The organism is Streptomyces sp. NPDC006134 (assembly GCF_040628835.1).
GTDB lineage: Bacteria > Actinomycetota > Actinomycetes > Streptomycetales > Streptomycetaceae > Streptomyces.
This window is the reverse complement of sequence record NZ_JBEXTV010000067.1, coordinates 1-24,110: the sequence shown is the minus strand read 5'-3', so window position 1 is coordinate 24,110 and position 24,110 is coordinate 1. Positions and strand designations below refer to the sequence as shown.

The following is a 24,110-nucleotide window of genomic DNA, read 5'->3' as shown; positions in this document are numbered from 1 at the left end:
CTCCGGCGGTACCGGCACCCTGCCGGCGAGGCCGGCCTGATGTGCGCCGACGGGGAGGGATGACGTGGCCAGGAAACGGTCGGTGGTGGTGGCGGGCGGTGGTATCGGAGGGCTCGCAGCGGCCGCCGGCATGGCCGCGCGCGGCCTGGACGTGACCGTCCTGGAACGGGCGGAGCGGATCGGCACCGGCGGCTCCGGGCTCGTACTCCAGCCCAACGGAGTGCGGGCCGCCGACGCGCTCGACCCGCGGATCGGCGCGCGGATCCGGGCCGTCGGCCATGCCCCCCGCCCCGAGGAGGTGCGCGTCCTGATGGACGCGCGGGGAAGGGTGCTCGCCGAGGAGCCCGTCGGTGCCGCCGGTGTTCCCGGCGCGCCGCGGATCCTCGTGCCGCGCTCCGCCCTGCACCGGGCCCTGCTCGACGAGGCGCTGGCCGCGGGGGCGGCCGTCGTCCTGGCGGCCGCCGTCACCGGCTACCGGGTGCGTCCCGGCCATGTCGCCGTCGAGCTGTCCGACGGGAACGTCACCGGTTGCGATGCGCTGGTCGGCGCCGACGGCGTCCACTCGGCGGTACGCGCGAGGATGCTGGGCGACGGCCCGCCGCGGTACCGCGGCTACACCTCGGTCCGCGGCCGGACCACCGGCTCCGCGCTCGGGCAGCGCGGATGCGTGGTCGACGGCCACGGCATCCGGCTGCTCGTCGTCCCGGCCGGTGAGGAAACCCTGTACTGGACCGCCGAGATCACCGCACCGCCGCGGACGTGGCCCGCGAAGGGCCCGGCCGGGGCCCGGCTGGCCCTGCTGGACGCTCTCGAGGGCTGGTACGGGCCCGTCGTCGACCTGGTGCGCGCCGCCGCCCCCGCGGACATCGTGGTCACCGACGTCCACGACCGCGACCCCGCCCCGCGCTGGGTGGACGACCGGGTGGCCCTCCTGGGCGACGCGGCGCACCCCATGGTCCCGGCCCTCGGCCAGGGCGCCAGCCTGGCGCTGGAGGACGCCGCCGTGCTCGCCGACGCGCTCGCCTCGCCCGCCGGGGTGAGCGCATCGCTCGCCGCCTACGCCCGCGAGCGCATGGACCGGGCCGCGGCCGTCGTCCTCGCCTCCCGCCGCCTGGACGACCTGTGCCGGGGTGCCGGCCGGGCGGGGGAGCGAAGACGCAACGCGCACATCACGCCGGCCGGCCGCACGGGCGCGGACCTCGACGACATCGTCGGCTGGCGGCCCCGGCCGCGTCGCCGGGAACCGGGCGGCACGACGGCCCCGGCGTCCACCGTCCGTACGAAGAAAGGGGCCACCGTCATGGGGGCACCACACATCGTCCTGGTCAGCGGATCGCTGCGCCCGGGGTCGACCTGCGACCGGGTGGCGCAGTGGTGCGCCCGGCAGTGCGCCGAACAGGGCGCATCGGCACGCGTGTTCACCGGCGCGGAGATCGACTTCCCGGCGTACCGGCCCGGATCGGCCGACGCGCACGCGGCCGTGGCCGGATTCCTCTGCGAACTGCGCGCCGCCGACGGCGTGATCCTGGTGTCGCCGACCTACCACGCGACCGTCTCGGGGCTGCTGAAGAACGCCCTGGACTACGTCAACGACATCGACGGCCCGGTGCCGTATCTGCAAGGACGTGCGATCGGCACGGTCGCCGTGGGCTCGGCCGCCCGGGGCGCGATCTCGACGCTGACGACGCTGCGCACCATCGGGCACGCGCTGCGCGGCTGGCCCACGCCGGTGGGCGTGGCCCTGGCGTCGGCGCCGGAGCAGCCCGGCGACCACGAGCCGGGGTCCGATGCGGCGCGGCTGGCGGAGATGGTGGCGCAGGTGGTGTGGATGGGCAGGGCGCGGGCCGCGAACGGCCGGTCCGCCGCCCTCGGCGCCGTGGCTTGACCCCGGCTCGCCCTGTGTCCGGAGAGGGCGCGCCCACTCGGCATTCTCGGAGAACGGGCGCGCCGGAGCGGCCACTAGCATCCCCACTACGTCGGTGCACGCTTCCGCGGCGACAGGCCGGCGCCCCCATCCGCGCGCCGGCGACGGCCCGCACGCACCGGCCTGCCCCGGACGCCTGCCGGGCCCGGGCACGCTTCCGGGCCGTCGCCGGTCCGGCACCGGCGCTTCGAACGTTCCGGCCCGACCGCCGGTCCCGACTCCCCCAGGAAGGGGGGAACGCTTCATGTCCCCGCACAGACCGTTCGCCGTGCGACGGCCGGGCGACGTCCCGCTGGACAGTCTGGTCCGCCTGGTGCGCGCCCATGAGGAGCACGTCACGGGGATGGCCGCCCGCACCCGTGAGGACGTCCTGCTGGAGATCGCCCGGACCGGTCACGAGGAGAACGCCTGGTGCCTGACCGGTCCCGGCGAGGAGGTGCTCGCCTGGGCGGCGCTGACCCCGCGCGGCGACACCCTGCACGCGACGCTGGCCGTGCTGCCCGGCCGGCACGGCCACAGCACGGCCCGCGCGCTGCTGGCCCTGGTCCTGGACCGGGCCGACGAACTCTCGGAGCAGGACGGCAGGCCGTATGCCGTCGCCGTCGGCGACGTGCTGAGCGGCGACCCGGTGGTCCCGTCCGTGCTGCGGGAGGCCGGATTCGCCCCGGGCGCCACCGCCGGGTGGTACGCCATCGATCTGACCGTCCCTCCGCTGCCCCCGCTGCTCCCCGACGACGGGGCGATCCGTCCGGCCGGCCCCGGCGACCTCGGCACCTTGCACACGCTGCACCGGCGCAGCCGCACCAAAGGAGCCGGGACCGAGGAGGCGGCGGCCTTCCATGCCTCCTTCGAACGGCTGCGGGGGGACGGTGGCGCGGCGCTGCTGCTGGAGGTCTCCGGCCGCCCGGCCGGCCACGTCCTGGGCCGGGTCACCGCCGGCGGGGAGGGACGCGTCCTGGATCTGGCGGTGGATCCCGCCTTCCGCGGGCTGGGCATCGGATACGCCCTGCTGACCGCCGGGCTCGCCGAACTGCGCGCACGGGGTGCCGCCCGTGCCCAGGTCACTTTGGACACGGACGATCCGTACGACCCCGAAGCCCTCGGACGCGTCCTCGCCGTGCGCAGCGCACGCACCGTCACGCGCTTCCACCGCGAGGCCGGCTGACCGGCCGGCCCGGTCGGCCGCCGGGACCCGCCACGGCGCAGACGCCCTCCCGACCGAGTCCGTCCCGCCGTCCGGGGCAACGATACCCACGCGTCCCCTCACCTTTGGCGGCCCTTGGACCGTTCGGCGCTTCTTCGCGAAGTCGCCGCCCCGCCCGGACGTCGCCCGCACCGACGAGCCGATCCGCAGCACGACCGGGCCTCCGCCACGGCCGGTACCGGCGCGTCCAGGCGGCTGCCGAGGGTGCCGCCCTCCGGCCGGGTTCGCCCGCGAGACCGCCGGGGCGGGCGCTGCTCGCCGCGCACGGGGTGTCACCGGCGCGTGGGAGGCGGGCCTCGACCGCCGGCCGCGGCTCGAAGAAGCCGAGCGGACTTGGCCGAGTCATCGCCGGCCCGCGGAGCCGGTGGCGGCTTGCGCAACTCGCCGTGGACACCGCGCGCACCCGCTGCGGATCCTGCCGACGCGAGCAGACGCAGAAAGGCTGTGTGATGGAGAGCGGTCGTTCGGCGGTACGCCTGTCCCTTGGCAGTGAGGCCGGCCGCGACGAGGCGCGCGCCCTCGTGCTGCGGTTCCTGCGCGGTGACGTCCGCGCCGATCCGTATCCCGTGCTGAACCGCATCCGGCAGGCAGGGCCGGTGTGGCTCGGTGACGGCGTCGTCGTCCTGTCCTCCTACGAGCAGTGCGCGTCCGCTCTGCGCTCGGCGGACCACACGGCGGACCCCGCCGGTTCCTGCCCCCTCTCCTCGGCCCGGCTGCGCCGTGTGCTGGACCGCGCCCTGAGTGCGGACGCCGTGGCGGACCTCGCCCCCCTGGTGCGTTCCCTCGTCGACGACCGCCTGGACTCGGTGGCGGCCCGCGGCCGTCTGGAGGTGGTCAGCGACCTCTCCCACCCGGTGCCGATGGCCGTGCTGTGCCGCCTGCTGGGCCTGCCCGCCGATGACGCCCCGTGGCTGCGCCGGCGGGTCATGGCGCTCGGCACCGCTGCCGGCTCCGTCCTCACCGGCTCCGTCCTCACCGGCGCCGAGGACCCGGCGGTCCTGGCCGAACAGCGGCGGACGGAGACCGAGCTGGAGACGTACCTGGTCGAGGCGGTGCGCGACCGGCGGCACCGGGCGGACGGCGACGGCCTGCTGTCCCGGCTGGTCCGGGCGGACCAGGACGGTGAACGGCTCACCGACGCCGAGGCCGCCTCGGCCGGCCGCATGCTGCTCGTCGCCGGGTACGAGACCACTGCCGCGCTCGTCTCCGGCGGCGTCCTGGCGCTGCTGCGGGCCCCGCACGAAAGGGACGCGCTGCGCCGCGACCCCGGCCACGCACGGCGCCTGGTGGAGGAGATCCTGCGCGTCGACCCGCCGGTGCAGGTCGTCCGGCGCCGCGCGGGGGCCGACCTGGACCTGTGCGGCGCCCGCGTACCGCGCGGCACCGTGATGGTGCTGCTGCTCGCGGCAGCCCATCGCGACCCGGCCCTCACCGCGAACCCCGACGTGTTCGCCCCGCAGGGCCTCACGCCGCACCTGGCGTTCGGAACGGGCGCCCGCCGCTGCCCCGGAGCGCCGCCGGCCCGGCTGATCGCGCAGACCGTGCTCGTGCGCTTCGCCCAGCGGGTCCTCGGGGCGCGCTTCGCTCTCGGCACCCCCTCCTACGGGCCCTCCGCCGCGCTGCGCGGGCTGCGGGCGCTGTGGGTGGACGCGGACGGGTTCGCCCCGCGGGAGCTGCCCTGGCAGCCATCAGAAGCCCCCTAGGGAGCACGGCGGTCGCCGCGGCACGGAGCGCGCGGTGTACGAGGCGGCGTGCGCCCCGGTGCGGCGGCCGGACCGCGTCGGGCTGCCGCGCGGGCGGGGCCTCGCCGGAGCCGCCGCCGGGCCCGACGGCGAGGACGTGAAGAACCACCGGACCGCTGCGGGGCCACGGCCGGGCGTCCGGGTCCCGGCCCGGTACGGCCCCGGGCCGCCTGCTTCGCACGCGCCCCGCCGATCGGGCTCGCCGCGGCCCCGCCGGCCGCGCGTTCCACCCCTCTCCCTGGAGAGTTTCGTGAAGCAACCTGGAAGATGCCGGGGGTGATCACGGCCGACTAACGTCATGGACAGGACAGGGAAGGCAGGCACCCCACCTCGCCTGATCCCGAGTCCCTCCCATCCCCCCATACGACATGGAGTCAGGAAAATGACCGTCAAGAGCAAGCTCGGCCTCGCCGCCCGCGTCTCCGCCGTCGCCGCCGTCGCCGCCGGTCTGGCCGTCGCCGTCCAGCCCGCCGCTCTCGCGGCTTCGCCGGTGGTCAGCGTGTCCCCGGCGACGGGACTCTCCGACGGCCAGAAGGTGGCCGTGAGCGCGAGCGGGCTGACCCCGAACACCGTGTTCCACCTCGGTCAGTGCGCCCAGGTGGAGCCGGGCAAGTTCGGCTGTGACAAGACCACCTCGGTGGACGTCGTGTCGGACGCCTCCGGCAAGGTCGACTCCGGGCTGGTCGTCCACACCTCCTTCCAGGCGGTCACGTCCGCCGACGGCCCGGTGTGGGGCACCATCGACGCCAAGTCGACCCAGACCCATGTCGTCCTGCTCAGCGACACCGGTGAGGGAGGCTTCCAGCCGATCACCTTCAAGTAGTCCGCGCCCGGCGCCCCGAGACGCCCCGGCCGAAGACGCCCCAGGCAGAGGCGGCTCCGCCCCTGCCTGGGGCTCAGGCGTCACCGGGCGGCCGGAGGGCGCCGGGGCCCCGGAGGACGAGAAGGACCGCCCCGGCCGCGCACTCCTCAGCCGGCCGCGGTCGCGCCGGGCGCGATGTCACCGGCGAAGCGGCCACGGGGGTCGATCCGCGCCCGCACCCGGTCGACGGCGCTCCTGGCCTTGGCGTCGAGGTGGCACTGCGGCCGGTTCGCCCCCTCGACCAGGGAGGGCACCGTGCGGCCCGTGTCCCAGGGCGCCAGGGCGGACCGGACGGTGGCGCAGTGCGCCTCCAGGTCCGCCGCGGTGACCGGTCCGAACGGCGGGCCGGAGCCCATGTAGGCGTACGCCGCGTCCACCCGGTTCAGCACGCCGCCGCGCGGGTCGGCGTCGGCGAACGCCCCGCCGAGCTGACGCAGCGTCGCCACGGCCAGCGGGGAGCTTGAGCCCTCGCCGGTGACGCTCAGGAACGCGTCGACCGCATCGTCGCCGAGATCGGCGAGGAGCAGGTGGTCGCCGATGAAGGGGACCGGTTCGGCCGGGTCCATGTGGGCGTCGAGCACGTCGGCGGCGTCGGTCAGCGCCCAGGTGTCCATCAGCGGTTCGGCCAGGCCGCGCAGTGGTGCGAGCAGCTCCTCGGCCTGGCGCCGGGCCTCGTCCACCTCCTCCCGCGACGCGGCGAGCACGGCACCGTCGACGCACAGCACCGGGCCGGCCGCCAGGGCGGGCGGGACACCGGGCACCGGCGGCAGGTTCATCACCCGCAGCGACGTGGTCGCCCGGCGCGGCGCCTCCCTCGCCCAGTCGCGCCAGGCCCTGAGCAGCGGGCGGGCGTGGGCCGCGGACCAGTAGGCGGCCCCGGTGACCACCTTCGCCACGGGGAACAGCTCGACTTCGACGGCGGTGACGACCCCGAAACCGCCTCCGCCGCCGCGCAGGGCCCACAGCAGTTCGGGATCGGCCTCGGCGTCCGCGCGGACCAGTTCGCCGTCGGCGGTGACGAGTTCGACCGCGCGCACACGGTTGGCGGCCAGCCCCGTGTGCCGGCCGTAGAAGCTGACTCCCCCGCCGAGCAGATAACCGACGACGCCGACGTGGGCGGCCGAGCCGTGCGGGGCGGTCAGGCCGTGGGGCGCGGCGGCGGCGACGACCTCGCCCCAGGTGGTACCGGCCGGCACCCGGGCGATGCGGCGCTCGGCGTCGACGACGACGTGGCCGTCCAGACGGGTACGGATGAGCAGGCCGCCGTCGACGGGCGGGCGGGCGCCGGCGGCATGTCCGGTGGTGTGCACGCGGACGGGCAGGTTCCGGGCAGCGGCCTCGCGCACGGCGGCACGGACCTCGGCCACGCTGCGCGCGGTCACGGCCGCCGCCGGCCGCGCCGGGGCGGCGAGGTTGAAGACGGCCGTGGCCTCGTCGTACTCCGCCGTGCCGGGGGCCGCGCAGGCCGCCGGGAGGACATCGTGCTGATGCATGGCAGGGTTCCTTCCGCGTGTCACTTCTCCCGCACGGCCGTGATGAACACGAACGTGCCCGGGCCGCTCTCCTCGCGCACCGTCAGGCCGGCGTCGGCCAGCCAGCACTTGAGCTCCCGCAGGTCGAACAGCTGCAGGCCGCCCTGGTGCTGGGGGAAGCGGTGGGCGGACTGGAAGTAGCGGTAGACCGGGTCATCGGAGCGGCGGAAGGTCATCAGGGTGAAGGTGCCGCCCGGCCGCAGCACCCGGCCCACCTCGGCGATCGCCGCGGCGGCGTCGGCGTAGAAGGCCTGCAGCGCGTTCCAGCAAACCACCGCGCCCAGGGAGGCGTCCTCGAAGGGCAGTTCGGCGGCGGACGCCAGCACGGAGGGGACCCGCGGCAACCGTCCGCGCAGCACGTTGAGCATGGGCAGCGCGCTGTCCAGGGCGATGAGCCGCTCGGCACCCACCGTCTCGGCGACGACGGCGGTCCAGCGGCCGGCGCCGGCCCCCAGGTCGAGGACGGGGCCCTCGACGGGCCGGACGTGTTCGGCGATGTAGCGGTCCTCGTCCTGTTCGGTGACCGCGCCGCCCCAGTTGGAGCCGGACACCCGCAGGAAGGCGGGACGGGCGACGGCTTCGTAGAACAGCCCCATGCTGGGCACCCGGGACAGCTTCTCCAGGAAGTCGGCGGCGGCGTCTTCCTGGTCGCCGGCGGGCGCGGTCAGGTCGAGGATGCCGCCGGCGACCGGGTAACGGGCCGCGCAGCCAAAGCAGCGCGCGATGCCGTCGTCGGAGGCGAGGGAGCCCTGGCAGGCGGGGCAGCGCAGCGCGCCCAGGTGCGGGGCGAACAGGGCCGAGTCGGCGACGGGGACGCTGATGTCACGGCGCTCGGGGAGGGGGGCGGCGGGCAGGTTGCGCGGTTCGCCGTGGCACACCGCCCAGTACGCGCGGGCGCCGGTGCAGCCGAGGACGGTACGGGTGTCGTTCTCCCAGGCTGCCACAATCTGTGCCGGCGTCAGTTCGCCGATCCACCCCCGGTCGAAGGCGCGCTCCTCCTCGTTCAGGGTCCACACCGACGGCGAGGGCCACACCCGGCCGAGGTCGGGGCGGGACGGGTCGAGCGTGCTGAGCGACCGGTCCAGCCGGGAGAGGTCCTCCGCCTCCAGGTCCAGCCGCGAGACCGCGGCGAGGATCCGCTCGCGCTCGCCGGGGAAGTGCGACAGCAGGTAGAGCAGGGCGAGGGTGAGCGGCGTGCCGGTGTCCTCGCCGGCCAGCAGCCCGAGGTAGACGTCCAGCCGGCCGCGTACGGCGCGGGTGAGCGGACCGTCCGGGTCCGGGTACTCCGTCTCGGCCAGCAGTCCCAGCAGGACGGCCAGGTACCCCTTGCGCTCGGTACCGGCCCGCTCCAGGGCCGCCACGAGCGACGGCACCGCGGTCAGGGCGTCCGCGCTCGCCCGGCCGTCGTCCCACAGGGCTTCCACCAGCGCGTGAAAACTCGCGGGCACCTCGTCCAAAGCGGCGTCCACGAACCGTTCGGCGAGATCGGCGGCCGGGGCGGGAGCGGTGACGGGAGAGACGGTCATCTGCTGTGTCCTTTCCTGGATCGGTGCGGCAGGCGCCGGCACCGCGCGCGGTGCGTCACGCTTCCAGGGCCCGCGGGAGCGCTGCATCTTCCGGGCTGCGCTCCTTCGCTCCCGGCCCCGCGGGCGGGCCGGTGGAGCAATCCGCAAGATGCGGGCGGTCGCGGGGGCGGCCGACGATACAGCCGGGCACTCCGGGTGGTCCGGGAACCGATCCCGCTCCGTGGGAGTCCGCCCGTGTTCCCCTCCCCCCCCCCCCCCGACCCCGACCGCCCGGCGGTCAGCCTCTGACGGAGCGCTCATGCAACCCTTCCGCATCGACATCCCGCAGGACCAGCTCGACCAGCTGCACCGGCGCCTGGACGCGACACGCTGGCCGGACGAGCTGCCCGGTGTCGGCTGGGACCGCGGGGTGCCGCTGGGGTACCTCAAGGAGCTCGCCGCGTACTGGCGCCACTCCTTCGACTGGCGTGCCGCGGAGGCCGAGCTGAACACCCACCCGCAGTTCACCGAGGAGATCGACGGTGCCCGCGTGCACTTCCTGCACGTGCGCTCCCCCGAGCCCGACGCGACGCCGCTGCTGCTCACCCACGGCTGGCCGGGTTCCGTCGCCGAGTTCCTGGACGTGATCGGGCCGTTGAGCGATCCGCGGGCGCACGGCGGCGATCCGGCGGACGCCTTCCACCTGGTCATCCCGTCCATCCCGGGCTACGGGTTCTCCACGCTGCCCGAGACGGGCTGGGACACCGCGCGGATCGCCCGCGCCTGGGCCGAGCTGATGGCCCGGCTGGGCTACGGCCGTTACGTCGCGCAGGGCGGCGACGCCGGAGCGGTGATCTCCCTGGAGCTGGGCCGCGTCGACCCCGAGCACGTCGTCGGCGTCCACGTGAACATGCTGATGACCTTCCCCTCCGGTGACCCCGCCGAACTGGCCGGTCTCGACGAGCGCGACCGGGAACGCCTGGGCAGACTGGCCCGCTTCGACGCGGAGCTGTCCGGCTACATGAAGCTGCAGCAGACCCGTCCGCAGACGCTCGCCTACGCGCTCACCGACTCCCCGGCCGGCCAGCTCGCCTGGATCGCGGAGAAGTTCCTGGACTGGACGGGCGCGACGGAGCGGCCCGAGGAGGCGGTCGACCGCGACCGCCTGCTGACGAACGTGACGATCTACTGGCTGACGGCGACGGCGGGCTCGTCCGCCCAGTTCTACTACGAGGGCGCGGCCGGCGTGCGCGCCGCGGCGGCCGGGTCCGTGCCGCCGCCGCTGACCGTGCCGGTGGGCGTCGCCGTCTTCCCGGACGACATCTTCGTCCCCGTCCGCAGCCTCGCCGACCGGGACATCCCCACCATCACGCACTGGACCGAGTTCGAGCAGGGCGGTCACTTCGCCGCGCTGGAACAGCCCACCGCGCTCACCGGCGACATCCGCGCCTTCGCCCGCACCCTGCGCCCCGTGGCCGTGGCGGCCTGACGGCACGGTGAGACGCGCCCCCGACGGTTCGACAAGACCGACCTAGAGAGACGAGGCACCGCATGACCGCCAGGACCGTGATCGACGTCTGGGTGGCCGACCTGACGTTCCCCGGCTACATGGACCGGCTCCACCGGCTCGGAGCCGAGTTCGAAAAGGCGCACCCCGAGTACCGGATCAACATCGAGGGCCGGGACTTCCGGCTGCTGTCCCGGCAGATCGCCGAGGCCGCGGACGCCGGGCGTCCGCCGGCGGTCGCGGAGTACTACTTCGCGGTCACCCAGGCCGCCCGGGACTCGCGCACCCGCGACGGCCGCCCCCTGTTCACCTCGGTGCAGAAGGCGATCGCCGGCCGCACCGAGATCCTCGGCGAGCCGGTGGTACTCGACGACCTGCTTCCGGCCGTGCGCGAGCACTACTCGCCGGACGGCGACCTCACCTCGATGCCCGCCGTGGTCACCGCCATGCTGATCTACGGCAACAAGACGGTCCTGGACCGGGCCGGCGTCACCTCCCTGCCCACGACGTGGGGCGAGGTCGAGGCGGCGTGCGAGGCGGTGGCGGCTCTGCCGGACGGGCCCTCGCACGGCATCACCTGGGCCAACCACGGCCTGTTCTTCCAGCAGGCGCTCGCGGTGCAGGGCGGCGAGCTCGCCGACAACGCCAACGGCCGCGCGGGCCGGGCGAGCCGGCTGGACCTGGCGTCGCGGGAGATGCTCGCCTGGGCCGCGTGGTGGCGGGAGCTGCACCGCAGGGGCCACTACCTCTACACCGGCAAGATCCCGGACTGGGAGGGCAACCTCAAGGCGTTCGCCGACCAGGACGTGGCGCTGCGCATCACCTCCTCCAACGACCTCAACTACATGGCGACGGCCGCGCAGAACGCCGGGTTCGAGATGTCCGTCGGCCGCTTCCCCCACCGCGACGGCGAGCCCTACGGCGGCAACATCATCGCCGGCACCTCGCTGTGGCTGGCGAACGGCCTCGACGAGATCACCCAGGACGGCGCGCTGGCGTTCATGCAGTTCCTGAACAACCCGCGCAACGCCGCCGACCGGCACATCGCCTCCAGCTTCGTCCCGGTCACCCGCTCCTCCTACCGCCTGCTGGAGGAGGAGGGCTGGTTCGATGCGCACCCCCACCACCGCCTGGCCGGCGAGCAGCTCGGCTCCTACGCCGAGGGCCGGGGCGCGGGCGTGCCGCCGTGCCGCGGCGCCCTGTTCGGCGACTTCGCCGGCGCGCAGGACGTCATGACCCGCGCGATGGACGACGTACTGCAGCGCGGCGCCGAGCCCGGCCGGCGGTTCGCCGAGGCCACCGCCGAGGCGCAGGAGCTGCTCGACGCCTACGAGAAGGACCGGGTCGTCAACGGGGTGCGCAACCCCGAGAGCCTGCGGGTGGAGTACTTCCGCGACGCGGAGTCCTACACCGGCGCCCAGCTGGAGAACGCGGTGAAGGGCGCGTCAGAAGCACCCTAGGGCCTGCCGCGCGGGGCAAGGAGAGGGGGCGGACCCGGCGGGTCCGCCCCCTCGGTGCCGTGCTGCCGGGCTCTCAGGCCGCCCGGGCGATGGCGGCGGCCCGGTGGCCGCCCTCTTGGTAGTAGTCGTCGAGCTCGACCGCCTGGCCGTCGAGGGCGACCCGCAGTTCGGCCAGGGCGCCGCGCAGCGCGGCGCCGACCGCCGGCACCCGGCAGGTGCCGGAGAGGTCCGCCAGGGTGCGGTAGCTCTCCAGCAGCCGGTCGCGCTGCTCAGGCGTGAGCGAGGTGTCGTTCGTCATGAAGTCGTGCCGCCTTCCACTTGGTCCGGGGCAGGCTGCCCGTCGGGACGAGCTCCACCTGCGGCCGGATGCCGATCTCGCGCTTGAACTCCTCGGCGATGCGCGCGCACAGGGCCGCCGCGGCCTCGCCGGTGACGCCGCCCGCCTCGGCCTGGACATGGATGGTGTCGAGTCCGCGGACGGTGCGGATGGACGAGCGGAACTCGCTGACCTCGGCGAAGGTGCGCAGCACGTCCTCGATCATCACCGGGGTGACGGAGACTCCCCGGATCTTGCGCATGTCGTCGACGCGCCGGAGGATGCCGCCGTCGAGGAAGTCCCAGGTCCGGCCGCAGCCGCAGTCGGTGTAGGGCCGCTTGACCACGATGTCCTCGGTCCAGTGGCGGAAGAGCTGCATGCCCTCGCGGTACAGGCCGGTGGTGACGCGCACGCCCTCCTCGCCATAGCCCACGGGCTCCTTCGTCTGCGGGTGCAGCACCTCCTCGATGACCGTCGGCTCGTTGATGTGGCAGGCGCCGCGCCGCGCGGGGCACTCGAACATGAAGACCGCGCCGAACTCGGTGGTCCCCGCGGCGTTGAACACACGGGCGCCGAATGCCTGCTCGATGGTGCGGGTGGTGAAGTCCGAACGCGGCTCGGCACCGGCCAGGATGACCCGCACGCCCGCGTCACGGGCGAGGTCCACACCCATCCCGCGCGCGGTCTCGATCAGCCGCATGGCGTAGCTGGGGGTGAGGCCGAGGACCTCGATCCGGTGGTCGACGAGCAGCCGGACCACCGCCTGCGAGTCCAGGCCGCCGGCCGGGAAGACGGTGCAGCCGATGCGCTCCAGGGCGTAGTGCATGCCCCAGAAGCCGGCGAACAGGCCGTACCCGAAGGCCACCAGGCCCTTGTGGTGGGCGCGCACCCCGTTGGCGTACAGGGCCGTGCAGAACGTGTCCGTGATCCACTTCCAGTCGCGTTCGGTGTCGAACGTGCGCACCGGCGGATTGCCGCTGGTGCCGCTGGTCTGGTGGTGGCGCACGCCGCGCACCGGGTCGAGCGAGGGCCAGGTGCCGTACGGCGGTACGGCCTGCTGGGAGGCGAGCAGGTCCGCTTTGTACAGCAACGGCATGCGTTCGGTGTACGCGGCCATCGAGGTGATGCCGTCGGGGATCCGCTCGGCCCAGAAGGGCGAGGTGCGCCGGGCGTGCTCCAGGGCGCGCCGCAGCCGGCGCCACTGCCACTGCTCCAGCTCCTGGCGGGGCATGGTCTCCGCTGTGCCGTTCCAGTACTCCACGTCGCCTCCGGGAAATGCGTGTCGCCAACGCCGGAAGCCCATCACGAGCGCGGCCGGCCGCACATCTCGCTGCGTGCCCTCTTCGCGGCCGGCCGCTACGCCGCCGTGGCGTGGCCGTGCGCGGCGGAGAACCGCCGTACCGCGTCGAGGAAGTTGGAGACGATCCGCAAGCCGTGGTCGGTGCGGAAGCTCTCCGGGTGGAACTGGACGGACTCGATGGGCAGGGTGCGGTGCCGCAGTCCCATCACATAGCCGTCGTCGGCGGAACGGGCGGTGATCTCCAGACACGCCGGCACGGTCGTCTCGGGCACGATCAGCGAGTGGTACCGGATCGCCGGGAAACGGTCCGGCAGCCCGGCGAACAGACCGCGCCCGTCGTGCCGGACGGGGCTGGCCTTGCCGTGCATCAGCCGCCGCGCCGGGACCACCTGGGCCCCGTAGGCCCGGCCGATGGCCTGGTGGCCGAGGCAGACGCCGAACAGCGGCAGCCTGCCGGCGAAGGCCCGCACGATCTCGACGTGCCCGGAGTCGTCCGGGTGCCCGGGGCCGGGGCCGAGCAGGATCGCGTCGGGCAGGCGCCGTTCGACGTCCGCCAGGCGCAGCGCGTTGGAGCGCACCATGACCGGTTCGGCCCCGGCGGACATCAGGTACTGGCGCAGGATGTCGACGAAGCTGTCGAAGGCGTCGACCACCAGGACGCGCGGCCGCGGGGCGCGGTGCGCTCCGGTGGCGGCGGACGGGGGCGTCACAGCAGCTCCTTCCCAGTGACCGCCCAGTGGGCGGCACTCATCTTGGCCAGCGTCTCGCGCCACTCGCTCGCCGGTTCCGAATCGGCGACGACGCCCGCCGAGGCGCGTGTGCGGTAGACGCCCTCGTGGTGGAAGAGGGTGCGGATGCACAGGGCGAGGTTGGTGTACCCCCCGACGTCGATCACGCCGAGCGCGCCCGCGTACAGGCCGCGGCGGCTCTTCTCCAGGGACTCGATGATCTCCATGGCGCGGATCTTGGGCGTACCGGTCATGGTGCCGGCCGGGAACAGGGCGGCGATGGCGTCGAAGGCGTCCGTGCCGGCCTCCGCCCGGCCGGTCACGGTCGACACCAGGTGCAGCACGTGGGAGTAGCGCTCGACGGCGAACTCGTCGGGGACCGCCAGGGAGTCCGCCCGGGCGATCCGGCCGATGTCGTTGCGGCACAGGTCCACCAGCATGGTGTGCTCGGCGATCTCCTTGGGGTCCGAGCGCAGCCGTCGCGCGCCCGCCTCGTCGTCGCCGGAGCGCGGCACCGTCCCGGCGATCGGGCGCATGGTGACGGTGCCCTGCTCGATCCGTACGAACAGCTCCGGACTCGCGCCGATGACGCACTGGCCGCCGACGCTCGCCAGGTACATGTACGGGGAGGCGTTGCGGTGGCGCAGCCGCTGGTAGACGTCGACGGGGTCGGCGCCGGAGCGGAGGGTCAGTTCGTGGCCGATCTGCACCTGGTAGATGTCGCCGACCGCGATGTGCTCCAGGCACCTTTCCACGTCGCGGCGGAACGTCTCCGGGTCGGAGTCGTCGCTCACCCATGCCTCGGGGACGACGTCCGCGACGGGTTCGGGCCGGCTGCGTTCGGTGTCCTCCAGCAGCGCGGTGAGCTCCCGCGCGTCCAGCGCCGGCCAGGCGTCGGACTCGTGCAGCAGCAGCTCGGTTCGGCCCTCGGCGACGTCCCGGACCACCAGGCCCTGGTGGAGGACGAGCTGGACGTCGGGCAGCTCGGGCCGCTGCTCGATGAGGCGGGGCAGGTCCTCCACGTAGCGGACGGTGTCGTAGCCGAAGTAGCCGAGGAAGCCGAACCGGAACCGGGCGTCCGATCCCGGCGCGTCGAACAGCGCGCGGGCACTGCGCAGCAGCGGCCACAGGCCGGTGGGGGTGCGCAGCCGCAGGGTGCCGTCGGTGTCCTCGGTCACGAGCGGACGGATGCGCTCCAGCAGCGGCTCACGCAGCGCGGGGGCGCCCTCGACGCGGACGGCTCCGTCGGTGACCGCCACGGACAGCAGCTCCCCGAAGCCCACGAACTGGTAGCGGCACTCGCGGACCGGGCCCGCCGCGGATTCGAGCAGGTACACGCCGTCGGTGCCGAAACGCCCGGCCAGGGCTCGGTAGGCGGGCAGCATCGGCACCGGGGGCAGCGGGTGCGTCCGGGTGGTCACACGGACCGCGGCCGGTGCCGGGCGCGGATCGGTCATCGGGGGTCCTTCGGTTCAGGTGGTGATCGCGTAGCGGTGGGCGACCTGCCGGGCGGTGACGGCCGCGCGGTCGGGGTCCGTGCGCAGGTCGAGCACCCGGGCCGCCTTCCAGCTCACGAAGGAGCCGGTGTGGGTCACCGGGTCCAGGGCAGTGTCGACGACGGCCCGGGCCGAGGCGCCGGTCAGCGCGCGCAGGCGCCGCACCACGGCGTCGGCGGTGGCGTCCGGGTCGGCGACCGCGGGCAGCAGGTCCATGCGGACGGTGATCTCGTCGCCGCCCCCGCTCGCGCGCTCGACGACCACCTGGTAGCCCAGGCATCCGCGTACTCCGTCGAGGATCGCGGCCTCCAGCTGGCCCGGGTACAGGCGGGCGCGGCCCAGCGTGATGCGGTCGGCGATGCGGCCCACGACCTCGATCTCGGGCCCCGGGAGCGGCGCGCCGGGTGATGCGGGGGTGATGCGGACCAGGTCCCCGGTGCGGTAGCGGATGAGGGGCTTGATGCCGTCGACGAGCATGGTCAGGACGAGCTCGCCCTCGCCGGTGTCGCCGAGCACCCTGCCGCTGTCCGGGTCGACCACCTCGGCCAGGTAGTTGGGCACCGACAGGTGGAGCCGGCCGGTGTCGGCCCCCGTGGCGATGCACAGCGCCTCCTGGGAGCCGTACAGCGCGAGCCGTACGACGGCCCGGGGCCACACGGTGGAGACGTTGGCGGCGAACTGCGGCGTGCAGATCTCGCCGAGCACCAGGAACAGCTTCACCGGCAGCCGCTCGAGGTCGTAGCCGTAGTGCAGCGCGGCCTTGGCCAGGCTCAGGCACAGGGCGGGTGCGCAGACGACGACCTCGACGCCGAGCTCCTCGATCAGGCGCAGCGCCTTGCGGAAGCCCACCCGCGGGGACTCGGGCCAGATCTTGACGTGGCAGGCCCCGAGCGAGGCGGTGACGGCGGTGAACACGTCGCCGAAGGCGTAGAGTTCGGACGGCCCCATCAGGCCGACGACGGGCATGCGGTCGCCGAAGTGCGCGCGGAACAGCCGCCGCCAGGACTCCTCGACGGCCGCGTTGGACGTGGCGATGTCCTTGGGGCCGCGCGGACAGGGCGTGGCGGTGCCGGTGGTGCCGTTGGTCTCGTAGTAGACGCTCGCCTCGGCGACCGGGCCCGACAGCACGTCGTGCATCTCGCGGCGCAGGTCGTCCTTGGTGGTGAAGGGCAGCGCCGTCAGGTCGTCGGGGGTGACGCCGTCGATGTCCACACCGGCCAGGTGGCACCGGTAGAACGGGGAGCGGTCGGTCACGTGGTGCAGCACGGTGGTCAGCTGCCGCGCGCGCCAGCGGGCCAGTTCGGACTCGGTGAGGACGCCGTCGTAGAAGGAGCGGCTGACCTTGCGGTACTCGGTGAGGAAGCCGGTGAGGTCCGGGCCGGGAGCGGGAGCGGGAGCAAAGGCGCGCGGGGCGGTGGTCATGCCGGCACCTTCATCTCGTTCAGGGCGAGGCCGACGCGTTCGTTGACGTCACCGGCGGCCAGCAGGTCGTCGCGTCCGGTCAGCCGGCGGTGCTCGTCGAGGAGCTGGATCATGTCGACCATGCGGCAGATCAGACGCTCGACGTTCTTCAGTCCCTCGTCGTCCCGCAGGGCGTCCCCGCGGTGCAGCGCGTGCACCGTCGCGGGGAATCCGCTGCCCACCAGGATCATCCGGTTCAGCAGCGCGTTGGCGGTGAGCTGCGCCCACACCTCGCCGGCGCTGTAGCGGCGGGCGACGGAGATGATGCCGGCGACCTTGTTGCTCAGCGGCCGGTCAAAGCGCAGATAGCCGACGCCGGCCCGCTCGATGAACGTCTGCATCAGGCTCGCGGTGCCGAAGCCGTGCACCGGGGCGGCGAAGACGATGCCGTCCGCCTCGATCATCTTGCGCACCACGGCGGGCACTCCGTCGGCCACCGCGCAGGGCACGGGGCGGTCGTTGCAGTCGCCGCACGGTCCGCAGCGCTCCATCCGGATGTCCCGCAGGTCGACGGTCTCGAACGCGACACCGCGCTGCTCGGCGATCGCGGCCGCGTACCGGAGGACGTCGGCCGTGTTGCCGTCACGTTCCGATCCGTTGACGGCGAGGATTTTCAATGGTTGCGTCATGGGACATCTCCTTCGCGCGGCCGTGAGATCCCCGAAATCGTCATGTCGCCGCCTGCGCCGACGCATCTTCGTAAGTGCTCGGTGGCACCGGCGCCCTGAAGGCGGCGGCGAGGGCCGTCCGGCGCGGGCCCCGCGCCGTGAACTCAGCACGCTGGAAGATGCGGACAGCGGTCCCGCCTGCAAATCTGGGCCAAAATCACTCGCCGACGAATCAGGGAGTTCACGTGGCGAAGCCCACGACCACCGACCAGTATGCGGGGCTCGGCGAGCTCACTTTGTCCCGAGTGTTCGACGCGCCCCGCGAGTTGGTGTTCAGAGCCTTCATCGAACCGGAGCAGTTCGTGAAGTTCTGGGGCCCTGCGGGTACGACGATCGAGCCGTCCAGCGTCACCATCGAGCCCTGGGCCGGCGGACGCTTCGAAAGCACCGTCGTGGCGGACGCGGACGCCACCGAGTACCCGATGAAGTGCACCTTCCTCGCGGTGGTGGAACCGGAGTTGCTGTCCTACACCGACGCCGCGTCGGGGATCTCCTCCAGCATGGTGTTCACCGATCTCGGCGACGGCAGGACCCGGACCTCGGTCTTCCAGGCCCGGGGGCGGGTCCCGTCGCATCCCTGACGTGCCCTTTCCGCGCCTTCCTGCCCGGCTGCCCGGGACCCGCTATCGAATGCGCAAGCGAAAAGATGCGGCCCTGTTGGCTGAAAAACGATGCTGGAGCGGCCGATCGAATATCAGGAGGTAGCCGCTATGACGGCACTCGGGACCAGGTCCCCCGTGGAAGCGCGCGAGAAAAGACGGATCGCGAACCTCGACGGGGTGCGCGGGATCTGCGCGATGATCGTCGTCTTCACCCATGTCGCATTCAGCACCGGAGTGGTCCTCGGGTCCGAGTCCGGGCCGCCGCAGAAGGGGATCTGGTCCATCCTGGCGGTCGGCCTGGAGGTGGGACTGGGTCCCTTCTTCATCCTGTCCGGCATGCTGCTGTACAAGCCGTTCGCGCGTGCCACCCTGCGCGGCACGCCGAAGCCCTCCCTGGGACCGTTCTTCCTGCGGCGCGGTCTGCGGCTCATGCCGGGCTACTGGCTGCTGACCGCCTTCTGCCTGCTGTTCCTCAACTACACGAGCATCGACTCGGTGTGGTACGTGCTGCGTCCGCTGCTGCTGATGCAGGACTACGACTACGTGTGGTACGCGGGCATGGACCCGACCTGGACCATTCCGACCGAGGCGCAGTTCTATCTCGCGCTGCCGCTGCTCGCGCTGCTGATGAACCGTCTGGCCAGGCGTGTCGACGACCCGGCGCGCAAGGTGCGCCGGATGATGATTCCGCTGGGCGTCATGGTGGTCATCGGCTGGGTCTTCGCCGGTTACATGCACATGGAGCACCTCGGCCCCTGGCCGCCCGAGTACTGGTGGCCCTTCAGCCGCCTCGGCCTGTTCGCGGTCGGCATGGGGCTGGCGATCCTGTCGGTCAGGGCGGAGCAGTCGCCAAAGGCGCTGCCGGGTCTGTACCGCGCCGCCGCCAAGCGGCCCGGCCTGTTCTGGCTCGGCGCGCTCGCCTCCTACCTCGTGGTGTGCGCGGCCCCGCTGGGCAACCCCGGCACGTGGGACTACGGGAGCCCTCAGTTCGCGCTCGTCCAGCACCTGGCCTTCCTCGCCTTCGCCTTCCTTCTGATGGTCCCGCTGGTCGCCCCGAAGGCCAGCACGCCGCTGATGGACGCGGTGCTGTCCAACCGTCCCACCCGCTTCCTCGGGCGTATCTCCTACGGCCTGTACCTGTGGCACTTCGTCGTGATGTACCTCTGGTTCCGCAGCGGCAGCATCTTCGGCGCCCCGCCCGTGCCGGCCGCCATGCTGATCGGGAAGGTCGGCTTCTGGGAGATGTTCGGCGTGGTCGTCGTCGGCACCATCGCGATCGCGACGGCGAGTTACTACTTCCTCGAGCGTCCGCTGATGCGCGCCGGCGAGAGGTGGATAGCCAAGCGGGAGGCCGCGCGCAACGCGCGCACCGGCGGCCCGGACGGGCTGCGGCCGCAGCAGGAGCGGTCCGCTTCCGTCGTCTGACCGCCCGCCGCGGCGGCGCGGCCGGCCCGCCCGCGGCCGGCAGGAGCCCCCGCCGGTGCCGGGCCCGGCTCCACCGGGCCCGTATCACCGGCGGGGGTTTCCTTCCGCCGGCTTCCCCGGCGGCCGTCCGACCGTGACCGGGAGCTCGTCGTGGCCCGGGACGACGAGCCGGTCGCGGAGCGTGGGAGTCCCGGCGGGGGCGAGGCCGGGGAACCGGGCGAGCAGCCTGGGCAGCGCGAGCCGCGCCTCCATCCGGGCCAGCGGCGCCCCCAGGCAGAAGTGGGCCCCGGCGCCGAAGCTGAGGGGCTGCACGTCCGGGCGGGCCGGATCGAACCGGTGCGGCTCGGGAAAGCGCCGGGGGTCCCGGTTCCCGGCGGCGAGCAGGACGAGCACCTTGGTGCCCGCCGGCACGCGTGTGCCCAGCAGGTCCACCTCCGTGCCGGCGATACGGCTGGTGGCATGGACCGGCGGAGCGATCCGCAGCGTCTCCTCCACGTATCCGGCGGCCAGGCGCGGGTCGTGGGGCAGCCGGGCGGCCCACTCGGGGTGCGCGAACGCCAGCTGGAGGCCGTGGCCGAGGAGGTGGGTGGTCGTGTCGAAGCCCGCCGCGAGCAGCAGCACCAGGTTGCCGACGAGTTCGTCCTCGGTGAACCGCTCGCCGTCGCTGTCGTGGGCCTGGACCAGCGCGCTGATCAGGTCGTCCGCGGGACGGCGGCGGCGCCGGCCGATCAGCGCGGTGAAGTAAGCGGCGAGTTCGTCCATCGCGCGGTCCGCGGGAGCGAGGTCCGCGGCCCGGCTGACGCCCTCCAGCGCGACGGTGACGTGCTCGACCGCGGCGCGGAACCAGATCTGGTCGTCGTCGGGCACGCCCAGCATCGCGCCGATCACCGCGACCGGCAGCCGGTAGGCGAACTCCGCCATGAAGTCGACCGGGGCGCCGTCACCGCCGAGGCGGGCCATGCGGTCCAGCAGCCGGTCGGTCATCCGGACGACCGCCGGTTCGAGGCCGGCCACTCTGCGGGGCGTGAACGCTCCGCTCATCAGGCGGCGCATACGGGAGTGGTCCGGCGGGTTGGTGTAGAGGACGGAGTTCGTGAAACCACGCAGCGAGGAGTGGGAACGCCAGTTCGGATACAGTGCGTCGTGGCTCGCGGCGTCCTGGACCAGAAGCCGCGGCTCGCGCAGGGCGCGGGAGCACTCGGCGTAGCCGACGGCGGCCATCAGCCCCGGTTTGACCGGGACCAGGCCTCCGTGCGCCCGGAGGGCGTCGTAGAGCGGGTAGGGGTCCCGGCGGCCCTCGGGGGACACGAGCGCCGTCAACACCTCGCGGGGTCGCGGCGGCACGGACACGGTCATCGGCATCTCCTGGCGAGCGCGTGGGCGGGCCCCCACGGCCGGCGCAGCGGCCCGCGGTTCATCGGGGTGGGAAGGTGTCGCCCTGCCGCACGGCCAGTTCGAGGATGGACAGGGCGCCCGCGGGGTGCACCGCGACGACGGCGAGCCCGCATTCCCCGGCGAGCGCGGACAGTTCGGCGACCCCGCGTTCCTTGCCGCCGTAGTAGGCGAGCATCCGCAGGTCCATCGCGGTGCCCGGCGACTCGCCGTCGGCGCCGATCCGCTCCACGACGAAGACCCGGCCGCCGGGGCGCGCGGCCTGCGCGCAACGGCGCAGGATGGCCCGCGCCTCGTCGTCGGCCCAGTCGTGGACCACCGAGGAGAGCAGATAGCCCGAGGCCCCCGCGGGCAGCGGTTCGAAGAAGCTGCCCGGCACGGCGTCGCCGCGGTCGGCGAGTCCCGCCTCGGCGAGGGCCGTGCGCGCCTGCCGGGCCGCGTGCGGGAGGTCGACGACGGTGCCGCGCAGCCGCGGATGGGCCTCGAGCAGCGCGATCAGCAGCGATCCGTCGCCGCCACCGACGTCGATCACGTGGTCCAGCGTCCCCCAGTCGTAGCCGGAGACGATGTCCGCCCTGCGGGCGGCGGCCAGGTCCGCGCTCATCCGCGTGTCGAAGGAGGCGGCACGCTCGGCGTCCTCGCCCAGGTCCTCCCAGAACGTACGGCCGAACTGCTGCGGGAAGGCGGCCTCGCCGGTGCGGACGCTGTGCAGCAGGTGGACGAAGGAGAGTTCCGCGCGGCCGACGGCGCCCTCGACGTCGAGCATGGCGCACAGGCCGGCGGGGTGGTCGGAGCGGAGCGGTTCGCCCAGTTCGGTCAGGGTGTAGCGGCCCGAGCCGTCCCGCTCCAGCACTCCCTTGCGGGCGAGGTGCCTGAGCACCCGGCCGAGCGCGTCCTCGTCGGCGCCGACCGCCTCGGCCAGCCGTGGCGCGGTGTGCGGTGCCTTGGCGAGGTGGTCGGCGATGCGCAGGGTGGCGGCCACGCGTATCGTCATCGGAGTCGCCAGGTGGGCCATGGCCCACAGCCGCGCCCCGGCGTCGTCCTTGCCAGCCACCACGTCTCCCTCTGCCTGCCACGGTGTGCGCGACCGGCCCGGCGGGCCGGTCGTCGCCTCATCGTCACGGCGCGGTGAACAGGCCCGCATCTCCCAGCGTGCGCACTTTCACGGCGGTTCGCCGACTTCGCGCACCAGGGCCGAAGTTGCGCTTGACGCACCCTGGCCGCCCTCCAATAATCAACTGTCTCGTTAATCAAACAGTCAGTTAACTACCGACTGGAGGACGGCAATCGTGACAACCGGCGGGGTAACCAAGGCCGGACGCCGGGAGTGGCTGGGGCTTGCTGTGCTCGCCCTGCCCACCTTCCTGGTCTCCTTCGACATCTTCGTGCTCCTGCTCGCCCTTCCGCAGCTGAGCGCGGACCTGGGCGCGAGCGGCAACGAGCAGCTGTGGATCATGGACATCTACGGCTTCACGCTGGCGGGCTTCCTGCTCACCATGGGCACCCTCGGCGACCGGATCGGCCGCCGGAAGCTGCTGCTCATCGGCGCGACCGTGTTCGGCATCGCCTCGGTCACGGCGGCGTTCGCCACCAGCCCCGGGCTGCTGATCGCGGCCCGGGCCGTCCTCGGCATCGCCGGCGCCACCCTGGCCCCCTCGACCCTGGCGCTCATCAGCACCATGTTCCGCGACGACAAGCAGCGGGCCTCGGCCATCGGCATCTGGGGCGGCATGTTCACGCTCGGCGCCATCATCGGCCCGATCCTGGGCGGCGTCATGCTGGAGGCCTTCTGGTGGGGCTCGGTGTTCCTGCTGGGCGTACCGGCCATGATCCTCCTCCTCGCGGTCGGTCCGGCCGTCCTCCCCGAGTTCCGCGACACCAAGGCCGGCCGGGCCGACGCGCTCAGCGTCGTGCTGTCGCTCGCCGGCATCCTGCCGCTGATCTACGGCATCAAGGAACTGGCCCGTACCGGCTGGGAGCCGCTGCCGCTGGCCTCGCTGGTGGCCGGCCTCGTCTTCGGCACGCTCTTCCTGCGCCGCCAGCGCCGGCTGAGCGACCCGCTCGTGGACCTGAAGCTGTTCTCCAACGGGTCCTTCAGCGTGACGCTGGGCAGCCTGCTGACCTACAGCCTGGTGGGCGGCGCGACCATGCTGTTCGCCTCCCAGTTCTTCCAGATGGTCGGCGGTCTGTCGACGCTCCAGTCGGGTCTGGCGATGCTGCCCGGCATGGCCGCCGCCACGGTGGCCTTCGCCATCACCCCGGCCATCGCGGCCAAGGTCCGTCCCGCCTACCTGATCTCCGGCGGCATGGTGGGCACCGCGATCTGCATGGTCGTCTTCACCCAGGCGACCAGCGTCGTGACCCTGGTCGTCGGGTTCGCCGTGTTCTCCTTCTGCGGTGCGCCGCTGGTGGCGCTCGGCACCAACCTGGTGATCGCCAACGCCCCGATGGAGAAGGCGGGTGCGGCGGGCTCGCTGGCGCAGATGTGCAACGAGTTCGGCTCCGCCCTGGGCATCGCGGTCGTGGGCACCGTCGGCAGCGCCGTCTACCGCCACCAGATCCACGACGCGATCCCGGCCGACGTCCCGGCCGCGATCACCGACGCGGCCCGCGACAGCCTCGCCGGCGCGAGCGCCGCCGTGGCCGGTGCGCCGGAGCGGCTGCGCACGGCGGTCCTGTCTCCGGCGCAGGAGGCGTTCACCGGTTCGCTGCACGCCGTCACCGGCATCGGTGCCGTGCTGCTGGCCGGTGTCGCCGTCCTGATCGCGACGAAGCTGCGGCACGTGCCGCCGGTCGGCCAGGAGCAGGCCGGCCCCGCGGCGGACCCCGTCGCGCAGGAGTCCTCCGACGCGCCCGTGCCGGAGACGGCACGCGTCTGACCCCCCGCGAGCGGGCGGGGGGGGGGGGGGCCGGCGGGGGGGGGGGGCCCCGCGCCCGCCCCGGGGCCCCGGGCGCCCCCCCCCGCCCCGGGGCCCCCCCCCCCACC

Annotated in this window: 19 protein-coding genes; 9 read left to right on the top strand and 10 right to left on the bottom strand. The window is 73.8% G+C overall.

Annotated elements, in window-relative coordinates; all coding sequences use genetic code 11:
- Nucleotides 1-64 precede the first annotated feature (64 nt).
- The 4 genes from ABZ340_RS31465 to ABZ340_RS31450 all read left to right on the top strand — a co-directional run bounded on the left by ABZ340_RS31465 (nt 65) and on the right by ABZ340_RS31450 (nt 5,693).
- On the top strand, nt 65-1,885 hold the full coding sequence (locus ABZ340_RS31465) for an NAD(P)H-dependent oxidoreductase (RefSeq protein ID WP_358785274.1): 1,821 nt from the start codon (nt 65-67) through the stop codon (nt 1,883-1,885).
- A gap of 283 nt (nt 1,886-2,168) precedes the next feature.
- Nucleotides 2,169-3,089, top strand: a complete 921-nt coding sequence (locus ABZ340_RS31460; protein ID WP_358785273.1) for a GNAT family N-acetyltransferase — start codon at nt 2,169-2,171, stop codon at nt 3,087-3,089.
- Between the two features lie 488 nt (nt 3,090-3,577).
- Nucleotides 3,578-4,831: a cytochrome P450 gene (locus ABZ340_RS31455; protein ID WP_358785272.1), complete on the top strand. Its 1,254-nt coding sequence runs from the start codon at nt 3,578-3,580 to the stop codon at nt 4,829-4,831.
- 421 nt (nt 4,832-5,252) lie between these two features.
- Complete coding sequence (locus ABZ340_RS31450) at nt 5,253-5,693, top strand: enediyne antibiotic chromoprotein (RefSeq protein ID WP_358785271.1); 441 nt, start codon at nt 5,253-5,255, stop codon at nt 5,691-5,693.
- 146 nt (nt 5,694-5,839) lie between these two features.
- On the opposite strand, the gene ABZ340_RS31445 is transcribed toward ABZ340_RS31450, so the two are convergent.
- On the bottom strand, nt 5,840-7,225 hold the full coding sequence (locus tag ABZ340_RS31445; RefSeq protein WP_358785270.1) for an FAD-binding protein: 1,386 nt from the start codon (nt 7,223-7,225) through the stop codon (nt 5,840-5,842).
- Between the two features lie 20 nt (nt 7,226-7,245).
- A complete protein-coding gene (locus ABZ340_RS31440) occupies nt 7,246-8,790 on the bottom strand; it encodes a class I SAM-dependent methyltransferase (protein ID WP_358785269.1) in 1,545 nt (514 codons plus the stop codon).
- Between the two features lie 298 nt (nt 8,791-9,088).
- On the opposite strand from ABZ340_RS31440, the gene ABZ340_RS31435 reads away from it, so the two are divergent.
- Nucleotides 9,089-10,258, top strand: coding sequence for an epoxide hydrolase family protein (locus tag ABZ340_RS31435; protein ID WP_358785268.1), 1,170 nt, complete (start codon nt 9,089-9,091; stop codon nt 10,256-10,258).
- Between the two features lie 62 nt (nt 10,259-10,320).
- Entirely contained in the window at nt 10,321-11,736 is a 1,416-nt protein-coding gene (locus tag ABZ340_RS31430) for an extracellular solute-binding protein (protein ID WP_358785267.1), read from the top strand.
- A 73-nt stretch (nt 11,737-11,809) separates the two neighbouring features.
- On the opposite strand, the gene ABZ340_RS31425 is transcribed toward ABZ340_RS31430, so the two are convergent.
- The 6 genes from ABZ340_RS31425 to ABZ340_RS31400 all read right to left on the bottom strand — a co-directional run bounded on the left by ABZ340_RS31425 (nt 11,810) and on the right by ABZ340_RS31400 (nt 17,666).
- Nucleotides 11,810-12,034 (bottom strand): DUF6052 family protein, encoded by a 225-nt coding sequence (locus tag ABZ340_RS31425; RefSeq protein WP_358785266.1) that lies wholly within the window; start codon nt 12,032-12,034, stop codon nt 11,810-11,812.
- Nucleotides 12,006-13,313: an AMP-binding protein gene (locus ABZ340_RS31420; RefSeq protein WP_358785265.1), complete on the bottom strand. Its 1,308-nt coding sequence runs from the start codon at nt 13,311-13,313 to the stop codon at nt 12,006-12,008. Before ABZ340_RS31420 ends, ABZ340_RS31425 begins: the two co-directional genes overlap by 29 nt.
- Nucleotides 13,314-13,408: 95 nt before the next feature.
- The gene (locus ABZ340_RS31415; protein ID WP_358785264.1) at nt 13,409-14,062 is read right to left on the bottom strand and encodes an aminodeoxychorismate/anthranilate synthase component II; all 654 of its coding nucleotides are present in this window, start codon (nt 14,060-14,062) and stop codon (nt 13,409-13,411) included.
- Complete coding sequence (locus ABZ340_RS31410; protein WP_358785263.1) at nt 14,059-15,537, bottom strand: anthranilate synthase component I family protein; 1,479 nt, start codon at nt 15,535-15,537, stop codon at nt 14,059-14,061. The genes ABZ340_RS31415 and ABZ340_RS31410 overlap by 4 nt, the downstream gene beginning before the upstream one ends.
- A 15-nt stretch (nt 15,538-15,552) precedes the next feature.
- Nucleotides 15,553-16,998, bottom strand: a complete 1,446-nt coding sequence (locus ABZ340_RS31405) for an AMP-binding protein (protein ID WP_358785262.1) — start codon at nt 16,996-16,998, stop codon at nt 15,553-15,555.
- Nucleotides 16,995-17,666 (bottom strand): flavodoxin family protein, encoded by a 672-nt coding sequence (locus tag ABZ340_RS31400; RefSeq protein WP_358785261.1) that lies wholly within the window; start codon nt 17,664-17,666, stop codon nt 16,995-16,997. Before ABZ340_RS31400 ends, ABZ340_RS31405 begins: the two co-directional genes overlap by 4 nt.
- Nucleotides 17,667-17,890: 224 nt before the next feature.
- Between ABZ340_RS31400 and ABZ340_RS31395 the strand changes: the two genes are divergently transcribed.
- Entirely contained in the window at nt 17,891-18,286 is a 396-nt protein-coding gene (locus ABZ340_RS31395; protein ID WP_358785260.1) for an SRPBCC domain-containing protein, read from the top strand.
- A 129-nt stretch (nt 18,287-18,415) separates the two neighbouring features.
- Entirely contained in the window at nt 18,416-19,732 is a 1,317-nt protein-coding gene (locus ABZ340_RS31390; RefSeq protein WP_358785259.1) for an acyltransferase, read from the top strand.
- Nucleotides 19,733-19,816: 84 nt separating this feature from the next.
- Here the strand turns inward: ABZ340_RS31390 and ABZ340_RS31385 are convergent, their stop codons facing one another.
- On the bottom strand, nt 19,817-21,088 hold the full coding sequence (locus ABZ340_RS31385; protein ID WP_358785258.1) for a cytochrome P450: 1,272 nt from the start codon (nt 21,086-21,088) through the stop codon (nt 19,817-19,819).
- A 58-nt stretch (nt 21,089-21,146) separates the two neighbouring features.
- Nucleotides 21,147-22,178 (bottom strand): methyltransferase, encoded by a 1,032-nt coding sequence (locus ABZ340_RS31380; protein WP_358785257.1) that lies wholly within the window; start codon nt 22,176-22,178, stop codon nt 21,147-21,149.
- Nucleotides 22,179-22,413: 235 nt separating this feature from the next.
- Between ABZ340_RS31380 and ABZ340_RS31375 the strand changes: the two genes are divergently transcribed.
- The gene (locus ABZ340_RS31375; RefSeq protein WP_358785256.1) at nt 22,414-24,003 is read left to right on the top strand and encodes an MFS transporter; all 1,590 of its coding nucleotides are present in this window, start codon (nt 22,414-22,416) and stop codon (nt 24,001-24,003) included.
- The last annotated feature ends 107 nt before the right edge of the window (nt 24,004-24,110 follow it).

Bases quoted from the DNA above. Each gene is read 5' to 3' on its own strand.
- ABZ340_RS31385 (WP_358785258.1), bottom strand. From the start codon at position 21,088: ATGACCGTGTCCGTGCCGCCGCGACCCCGCGAGGTGTTGACGGCGCTC.
- ABZ340_RS31400 (WP_358785261.1), bottom strand. From the start codon at position 17,666: ATGACGCAACCATTGAAAATCCTCGCCGTCAACGGATCGGAACGTGAC.
- ABZ340_RS31430 (WP_358785267.1), top strand. From the start codon at position 10,321: ATGACCGCCAGGACCGTGATCGACGTCTGGGTGGCCGACCTGACGTTC.
- ABZ340_RS31405 (WP_358785262.1), bottom strand. From the start codon at position 16,998: ATGACCACCGCCCCGCGCGCCTTTGCTCCCGCTCCCGCTCCCGGCCCG.
- ABZ340_RS31435 (WP_358785268.1), top strand. From the start codon at position 9,089: ATGCAACCCTTCCGCATCGACATCCCGCAGGACCAGCTCGACCAGCTG.
- ABZ340_RS31445 (WP_358785270.1), bottom strand. From the start codon at position 7,225: ATGCATCAGCACGATGTCCTCCCGGCGGCCTGCGCGGCCCCCGGCACG.
- ABZ340_RS31410 (WP_358785263.1), bottom strand. From the start codon at position 15,537: ATGACCGATCCGCGCCCGGCACCGGCCGCGGTCCGTGTGACCACCCGG.
- ABZ340_RS31455 (WP_358785272.1), top strand. From the start codon at position 3,578: ATGGAGAGCGGTCGTTCGGCGGTACGCCTGTCCCTTGGCAGTGAGGCC.
- ABZ340_RS31460 (WP_358785273.1), top strand. From the start codon at position 2,169: ATGTCCCCGCACAGACCGTTCGCCGTGCGACGGCCGGGCGACGTCCCG.
- ABZ340_RS31390 (WP_358785259.1), top strand. From the start codon at position 18,416: ATGACGGCACTCGGGACCAGGTCCCCCGTGGAAGCGCGCGAGAAAAGA.
- ABZ340_RS31450 (WP_358785271.1), top strand. From the start codon at position 5,253: ATGACCGTCAAGAGCAAGCTCGGCCTCGCCGCCCGCGTCTCCGCCGTC.
- ABZ340_RS31425 (WP_358785266.1), bottom strand. From the start codon at position 12,034: ATGACGAACGACACCTCGCTCACGCCTGAGCAGCGCGACCGGCTGCTG.
- ABZ340_RS31440 (WP_358785269.1), bottom strand. From the start codon at position 8,790: ATGACCGTCTCTCCCGTCACCGCTCCCGCCCCGGCCGCCGATCTCGCC.